This is a genomic window from Achromobacter sp. Marseille-Q0513, assembly GCF_018195695.1.
GTDB lineage: Bacteria > Pseudomonadota > Gammaproteobacteria > Burkholderiales > Burkholderiaceae_B > Achromobacter.
Map to the genome: position 1 here is coordinate 67,474 of NZ_JAGTJY010000006.1, position 6,945 is coordinate 74,418.

Genomic DNA, 6,945 nt, shown 5'->3' on the forward strand with positions numbered 1-6,945 from the left:
CCATGAGCCAGGATGACACTCCCGACCTTGCCGCGCCGCAGGCGGACAAGGTGGCGCCGGAGGCAGTGGCGCTGCGCGCCCAGCCGCGTCCAGTCACACGCCTGAACCGGCGCTCGCTGGCCATCCTTGCCGGCGTCCTAGCGGTCGCCGTGCTCGGCGCGCTGATGTGGTCGCTGCAACCTCATCGACGCAGCACAGGCGAGCAGACCGAGCTTTACAACGTCGATCGCGTGTCAAAGTCGGAAGGACTGGATGCGCTGCCGACGGACTATTCCAAGCTGCCGCCGGCGTTGCTGCCTGCCGTTCCCGAACTAGGGCCACCGCTGCCGGGCGATCTTGGCCCGGCTATCGTGAAGTCGCAGCAACCGGCGACGGCTGCCTACGCGGCCCCCGGTCACGACCCGAACGATGCCCTGCGAAAAGAAGCCGAGGCGGCCGCGGCCTCGTCCGTGTTCTTCCGCTCGGGTGGGCAGAATGCGGCGCCGGTAGCGCAGACACAGGTGGCCGCTGCGCCGGGCTTCGCCGCCAATGCGGCGTTTGACCCGCTGGCGGCCGGGCCGGCCTCCACGGCGGCCCAACCTGCTGACCCGACAGCGGTGCAAAACCGGCAAGACCAGAAAGAGGCTTTCATGAAAGCTGGCCCCACTGAAACCCGTAATTCCGGCAATCTGACTCTGCCAATTTCGCCGTATCAGGTTATGGCCGGAACAGTGGTCGCAGGTGCCTTGGTGACGGGCATCAAGTCGGACTTGCCCGGCGACGTGATCGCCACGGTGACGGAGCCGGTCTATGACACAGCCACCGGGCGCTTCCTGCTGATTCCGCAGGGTTCGCGCATCCTGGGCAAATACAACAGCCAGGTCAGCTACGGGCAGAGCCGCGTTCAAGTCGTCTGGAACCGGATCATCCTGCCGGACACGTCTTCGCTCACGCTCGACAACCTGGCCGGCACCGACCCAGCCGGCTATGCCGGGCTGGAGGACGATGTGGACTACCACTGGGGCCGCATCTTTGCCGGTGCGGCACTCACCACGCTGCTGGGCGTCGGTGCCGAGCTGGCCGCGCCGGAGAACCGGCAGGATGGTGATCGCGTCATCATCGCTGGGCGCGACAGCGCGCAGGACAGCATCAATCAGGTCGGCCAGGAGATGACCCGGCGCAACCTCAACATCCAGCCGACCTTAACGCAACGGCCGGGCCTGCCGGTTCGCATCATCGTCAACCGGGATCTGGTGCTGCGGCCGTACCAGCCGCTGTTCTTCAACCGGGGGACTTCACGATGAGCACGACCAAGAAGCTGCGGCTCGGCCCGCTGCCGAAGACCGAGAGCACCAAGCTGACTTTCGTTTGCCCGACCAGCTTGAAAGTCGACCTCGACCGCTACGCCGCGCTACACGCGCAGGCGTATGGCGAGGCCGTTGATGCGGCGACGCTGATCCCGCATATGCTGGAAGCGTTCATGGCGGGGGATCGAGGATTCAGGAAGGGCACGGCGACCCGCAGCACACCACCGAAGCCGCCATGATTGCACCGCATGCTATTCAACGGCATCCATCGAACGCGCAGCCCAGGCTGCGCGTTCTTCATTCTGGATGCCGCCGAGCCTGTTGGGCTATGATGATGCGACAGGCCCGCCGTTCCTCGGCAATCCAGCACTACACAGTGCGATGCGGCTTTCTCTCCCAACGCTCCTATGTCGCTCCTAGCCGACAACGCCGCTCTTCTTCTAAGCGGCCCCGAAAGGAGCTAACCTACTGTCCCATATACGGTTTCAAGTCCTTCTTGATTTGCGCGAAAGAATTGACACCGGCACTTTTTTGTGTCCGCCGTTTCGGGCAAACACAGAGAACCCGCATGCCAGACACGCCGACCGCCACCGTTTCCTCTGCTTTTTCCTCCGCTTGCGCCGACCTTGCCGCTCCGTCCGGCGCGGGCGGATTCGCCCAGGGCCAGCCCTCGCAGCTGGAATATCTGCGCCAGATCCTGTCCGCCCGCGTCTATGACATTGCGCGTGAAACCGAGCTGGAACCGGCGCGCGGCCTGTCGGCCCGGCTGGGCAACTCGGTGTACCTGAAGCGCGAGGACAACCAGCCGGTGTTCTCGTTCAAGGTGCGCGGCGCCTACAACAAGATGCGCAACACGCCCCAGGCCGCGCTGGACCGGGGCGTGATCACGGCCTCGGCCGGCAACCACGCCCAGGGCGTGGCGATATCCGCCGCCCGGCTGGGCGTGCGCGCCACCATCGTGGTGCCGCAGACCGCGCCGCAGGTGAAGGTGGACGCGGTGCGCGCCCATGGCGGGCCGACGGTGGAGGTGGTGCTGGCCGGCGATTCCTACAGCGACGCCTACGACCACGCGCAGACGCTGGCCCGGCAGCAGGCGCTGACCTTCATCCCGGCCTTCGACGATCCCTTTGTGATCGCCGGGCAGGGCACGGTGGGCATGGAGATCCTGCGCCAGATGCCGTCGGCGCCCGACGTGGTGTTCGTGCCCATCGGCGGCGGCAGCCTGGCGGCCGGCGTGTCCACCTACGTCAAGGCCGTCAATCCGGCGGTGCGCGTGGTCGGCGTGCAGACCGAGGATTCCTGCGCCATGGCGCAGTCGCTGCGGGCGGGCGAACGCGTGAACCTGGCCGAGGTCGGCCTGTTCTCAGACGGCACCGCCGTCAAGCTGGTGGGCGAGGAAACCTTCCGCCTGTGCCGCGAGTACCTGGACGAGGTGATCCTGGTGGACACCGACGCGGTCTGCGCCGCCATCAAAGACGTATTCCTGGAAACGCGCAGCGTGCTGGAGCCGGCCGGCGCGCTGGCGCTGGCGGGCTTGAAGCGCTATGTCGAACGGGAAGGGCTGAGCGGTCGGTCGCTGGTGGCCATCACCTCGGGCGCCAACATGAACTTCGACCGCATGCGCTTCGTGGCCGACCGCGCCGACGTGGGCGAGGCGCGCGAGGCGGCCTTCGCCGTCACGCTGCCGGAAGAGCGCGGCAGCTTCCGCCGCTTCTGCACCGTGATCGGGCAGCGCAACGTCACCGAGTTCAACTATCGCATCGCCGACGAGCGCCGCGCCCACATCTTCGTCGGCGTGCAGATCGCGCGCCGGGGCGAGGCCGCCGACATCACGCGGTCCTTGCAGGACGAAGGCTTCAACGTGCGCGACCTGAGCCACGACGAGCTGTCCAAGCAGCACATCCGCTACATGGTCGGCGGCCGCTCGCCGCTGGCGGCGGGCGAGCGCCTGTTCCGTTTCGAGTTCCCGGAGCGTCCGGGCGCGCTGATGAAATTCCTGTCGGCCATGGCGCCGAACTGGAACATCAGCCTGTTCCACTACCGCAACCAGGGCGTGGATTTCAGCTCGGCCCTGGTCGGCATCCAGGCGCCGCCGGCGGACGCGACGGCGCTGGACGCGTTCCTGGCGCAGCTGGGCTACGCCCATTCCGAGGAAACCGACAACCCGGCTTACCGGCAATTCCTGGCCTGAAAACGGACGGACCGCCATGGCGGCTAGGGGTGGATTTCGTGCGGGCGTATCTGCGGGGCAGCACACTAGGCGCGCGAATCGCCCATGCGCGGCTGCTGGCCGGCGCCGGCGGCATGCGGCTGGCGCCACCAGCGCTGGCCCGCGTGCGGCGCGGCGATGTCGATGCGCTCGCCCATCATCGGCGTGGTGACCTGGATGCCGCGCGGCGCGGCCAGCGCCACCACCTGCTGGAACGGGTCGTCCCAGGCGTGCATGGCCAGGTCGAAGGTGCCGTTGTGGATCGGCAGCAGCCAGCGGCCGCGCAGGTCCTGGTGGGCCTGCACGGTTTCGGTCGGCTGCATGTGCACGTAGGGCCATTGCGGATCGTAGGCGCCGGTTTCCATCAGGGTCAGGTCGAACGGGCCGAAGCGCCGGCCGATCTCGGCGAAGCCGTCGAAATAGCCGCTGTCGCCGCTGAAGAAAATGCGCAGCTCGCCATCCTCGATCACCCAGGACGACCAGAGCGTGCGGTTGCTGTCGCTCAAGCTGCGTCCGGAGAAGTGCTGGGCCGGCGTGGCCGTCAGGCGCAGGCCGTCGATCTCGGCGCCTTGCCACCAGTCGAACTGGCGGATCCGGTCCGCCTGCACGCCCCAGGCGGCCAGGCGGTCGCCCACGCCCAGCGGCGACAGGAAGACCTCGGTCTTGCTCGCCAGCGCCTTGATGGCGCGACGGTCGAGGTGGTCGTAGTGGTCGTGCGACAGGATCACGCCGCGCAGCGGCGGTAGCTCGGCCAGGGAAATCGGCGGGGCATGGAAGCGCTTGGGACCCAGGAACTGTACCGGCGAGGCGCGCTCGCTGAACACCGGATCGGTCAGCCACCAGCCGCCGCGCAGCCGCAGCAGCACCGTCGAATGGCCCAGCCGGTACAGGCTGCGGTCCGGCGCCAGGCGCAGCGCCTCGCGCGTCAACGGCTGCACGGGCACCGGCGCGGGCGGCGTGGTGTTGGCGGGCTTGTTGAAGAAGAAATCCCACATGATGCGGGCGCTGGACGCCGGCGCCTTGGTGGGCTTGGGCGTGTCATTGCGGAAGCGGCCGCCGCTGGCTTGTGGCGAGCTGGCGTAGTTGCCGGTGGCGGCACAGGAAAAGGGATTGCGCATCGAGACCATCAACTCCGTGTACAGGGCGGGCCGGCGCGTTCGACGGCGGGCGGACCACCCCTCATGATCTGAAGCTTACGGGCTGGCTGGGGAACGATCCATGCTTTAAAGTCGTTATTTCTTTGTTAATCGTACGGAATTCGCCGTGGATCCTCTGTCAGACGTGCTGTCGCTGCTGAAACCGCAAAGCCAGCTTTACGCCGGCTTCGATGCGGCGGGACTATGGTCCTTCGCCTTTCCCGCCCATGAGGGCATCAAGTTCGCCGCCGCCCTGCGCGGATCGTGCTGGGGCCGGGTGGCGGGGCAGGACGAGCCGATCCGTTTCGACGAGGGCGACTGCTTCCTGGTGAACCGGGGATGCAGCTTCGTGATGGCGTCGGACCTGGCGCTCGCGCCGGACGACCCCTCCCATCTCATGGAAGCCGTGGTGCGCGACGGCATCGCGGTCCACAACGGCGGCGGCGAGCAGTTCCTGGTCAGCGGCAAGGTCGGCTTCGACAGCCATCACGCGGCGCTGCTGTTCGATGCCTTGCCGCCCATCATCAAGGTGCCGGGGGCCTCGCCACAGGCCGCGGTGCTGCGCTGGGCGCTGGAGCAGCTGGCCTCGGAGTTGCGCAGTCCGGGCCCCGGCGGCGCGCTGGTATCGACCCACCTGGTCCACCTGATGCTGGTGCAGATCCTGCGCATCCACCTGGGCACGCTGTCGTGCAGCGCGCCGGCGGGCTGGCTGTCGGCGCTGGCGGACCCCCGGATCGGCGCGGCGCTGGGCGCCATCCACGCCGAGCCGGGACGCGGCTGGACGCTGGAGGCGCTGGCCCGCGTCGCCGGCGCGTCGCGCACGGTCTTCGCGCAGCGCTTCAAGGCGCTGGCGGGGACCACGGTGATGAACTACCTGACGCGCTGGCGCATGCACATGGCCGCGGAACGGCTGCGCAGCGGCAACGAGAGCATTTCCGCCATCGCGTTCTCGCTGGGCTATGAATCCGAAAGCGCCTTCAGCACGGCGTTCAAGCGCGCCATGCAGTGCGCGCCGTCGCAGTACCGGCGCGGCGGCGAGGCGTTGCAGCAGGCGGCCTGATGGCCGGCCCGGCGGTGGCGGGCATATGTATTGCATATTAAATAATTCAATAAGCAATGATTTCAATTTGAACGTACAATCGGATCAAGCGCCGCGGCTGCCTGCCCGTGGGCCCAGCCCGGAGCCTTGATCCATGCACGACACCGAACAGAACCACCTGGCCTTCACCACGTCGATCCAGCCCGCCCGGCGCGCCTGGGTGCAGGCGGCGACCACGGTGCTGTCGGCCAGCGGGCTGTCGATGTCGCTGGGCAGCGCCGTCATCCTGCTGTACCGGGGCGAGGGCGATGCGCAGCAGAAGACGCTGGCGGCGCAGGTCGGCATCAATCCGGCCGCGATGGTGCGGGTGCTGGACCAGGGCGAGGAAGCCGGGCTGCTGATCCGCCAGGATGTGCCCGATGACCGTCGCAGCAAGACCGTGGCGCTGCTGCCCGCCGGCAAGGCGCTGGCGCGCAAGCTGGAAAAATCGCTGGCGGCGCTGCGCGATGAACTGCTGGCGGATCTGACGCCGGCCGAGATCGCCGCCGCGACCAAGGCGCTGCGTGCCTTCGAGGCGCGGGCGCAGGCCTATGTGGCGGGCCGGGACGACTCATGAACCGCTGGGGCCCGTCGCAGTGGCTGTTCTCGTTCAAGCTGTACCTGTCCGCGATGCTGGCCTACGCGCTGTCCGTGCACCTGGCCCTGCCGCAGAGCTATTGGGCGGTGGTGACCTGCTGCTCGGTCATGAATCCGCTGTCCGGCGCCATCCGCTCCAAATCCCTCTATCGCGGGCTGGGCACCTTCTGCGCCGGCGTCGCGGCCCTGTTGCTGGCCTCGGCCTTCGCCGACGCGCCGCTGCTCATCATCATCGGGTCGGGGCTGCTGGCGGTGGCGGCGTTCGGCCTGGCCTTGCTGGACCGCACTCCGCGCATGTATGCCTTCCAGCTGTTCGGCGTGACGCTGCTGCTGGTGGCGGTGTCGGGCGTGGATCATCCCGAGCTGATGTTCGACACCGCCGTGGCGCGCATCTGCGAGATCGGCGTGGGCTTGTTCAGCTGCACGGTGGTGGACAGCATCCTGGCGCCGCGCTCCCTGGCGCCGGCCATGCGCGGCCGCCTGAATGGCTGGCTGGTCGACATGGAAACCTGGATGGACGACGCGCTGCTCGGCTGGCGCGGCGACGCGGCATCGCGCAAGGATCGGCACCGCATCATCGCCGACCTGACGGCGATGTCGGCGCTGGCGGGGCAACTGAGTTACGACCCGGTGGTGGGC

General features: G+C 68.0%; 7 protein-coding genes. 6 read left to right on the forward strand and 1 reads right to left on the reverse strand.

The window, feature by feature from the left end; genetic code table 11:
* Nucleotides 1-2: 2 nt before the first annotated feature.
* The 3 genes from KDH83_RS03040 (at nucleotide 3) to ilvA (ending at nucleotide 3,477) form a co-directional block, all read left to right on the forward strand.
* Complete coding sequence (locus tag KDH83_RS03040) at nucleotides 3-1,283, forward strand: TrbI/VirB10 family protein (RefSeq protein ID WP_003092274.1); 1,281 nt, start codon at nucleotides 3-5, stop codon at nucleotides 1,281-1,283.
* On the forward strand, nucleotides 1,280-1,525 hold the full coding sequence (locus KDH83_RS03045; RefSeq protein ID WP_000108283.1) for a DUF2274 domain-containing protein: 246 nt from the start codon (nucleotides 1,280-1,282) through the stop codon (nucleotides 1,523-1,525). Before KDH83_RS03040 ends, KDH83_RS03045 begins: the two co-directional genes overlap by 4 nt.
* A gap of 329 nt (nucleotides 1,526-1,854) precedes the next feature.
* Nucleotides 1,855-3,477 carry a threonine ammonia-lyase, biosynthetic gene (ilvA, locus tag KDH83_RS03050; protein ID WP_212312693.1) on the forward strand — a complete coding sequence of 541 codons (1,623 nt, stop codon included), beginning with the start codon at nucleotides 1,855-1,857 and terminating at the stop codon, nucleotides 3,475-3,477.
* 65 nt (nucleotides 3,478-3,542) lie between these two features.
* On the opposite strand, the gene KDH83_RS03055 is transcribed toward ilvA, so the two are convergent.
* Complete coding sequence (locus KDH83_RS03055; protein ID WP_212312695.1) at nucleotides 3,543-4,613, reverse strand: MBL fold metallo-hydrolase; 1,071 nt, start codon at nucleotides 4,611-4,613, stop codon at nucleotides 3,543-3,545.
* 145 nt (nucleotides 4,614-4,758) lie between these two features.
* Here KDH83_RS03055 and KDH83_RS03060 point away from each other — a divergent pair, with 145 nt between their 5' ends.
* From KDH83_RS03060 to KDH83_RS03070, 3 genes are all read left to right on the forward strand, one after another.
* On the forward strand, nucleotides 4,759-5,691 hold the full coding sequence (locus KDH83_RS03060) for an AraC family transcriptional regulator (protein WP_212312697.1): 933 nt from the start codon (nucleotides 4,759-4,761) through the stop codon (nucleotides 5,689-5,691).
* Nucleotides 5,692-5,824: 133 nt separating this feature from the next.
* The gene (locus KDH83_RS03065; protein ID WP_212312698.1) at nucleotides 5,825-6,286 is read left to right on the forward strand and encodes a MarR family transcriptional regulator; all 462 of its coding nucleotides are present in this window, start codon (nucleotides 5,825-5,827) and stop codon (nucleotides 6,284-6,286) included.
* Nucleotides 6,283-6,945, forward strand: a 663-nt coding sequence (locus KDH83_RS03070) for an FUSC family protein (RefSeq protein WP_212312699.1), incomplete at its 3' end; no start/stop codon positions are given. The genes KDH83_RS03065 and KDH83_RS03070, both read left to right, overlap by 4 nt.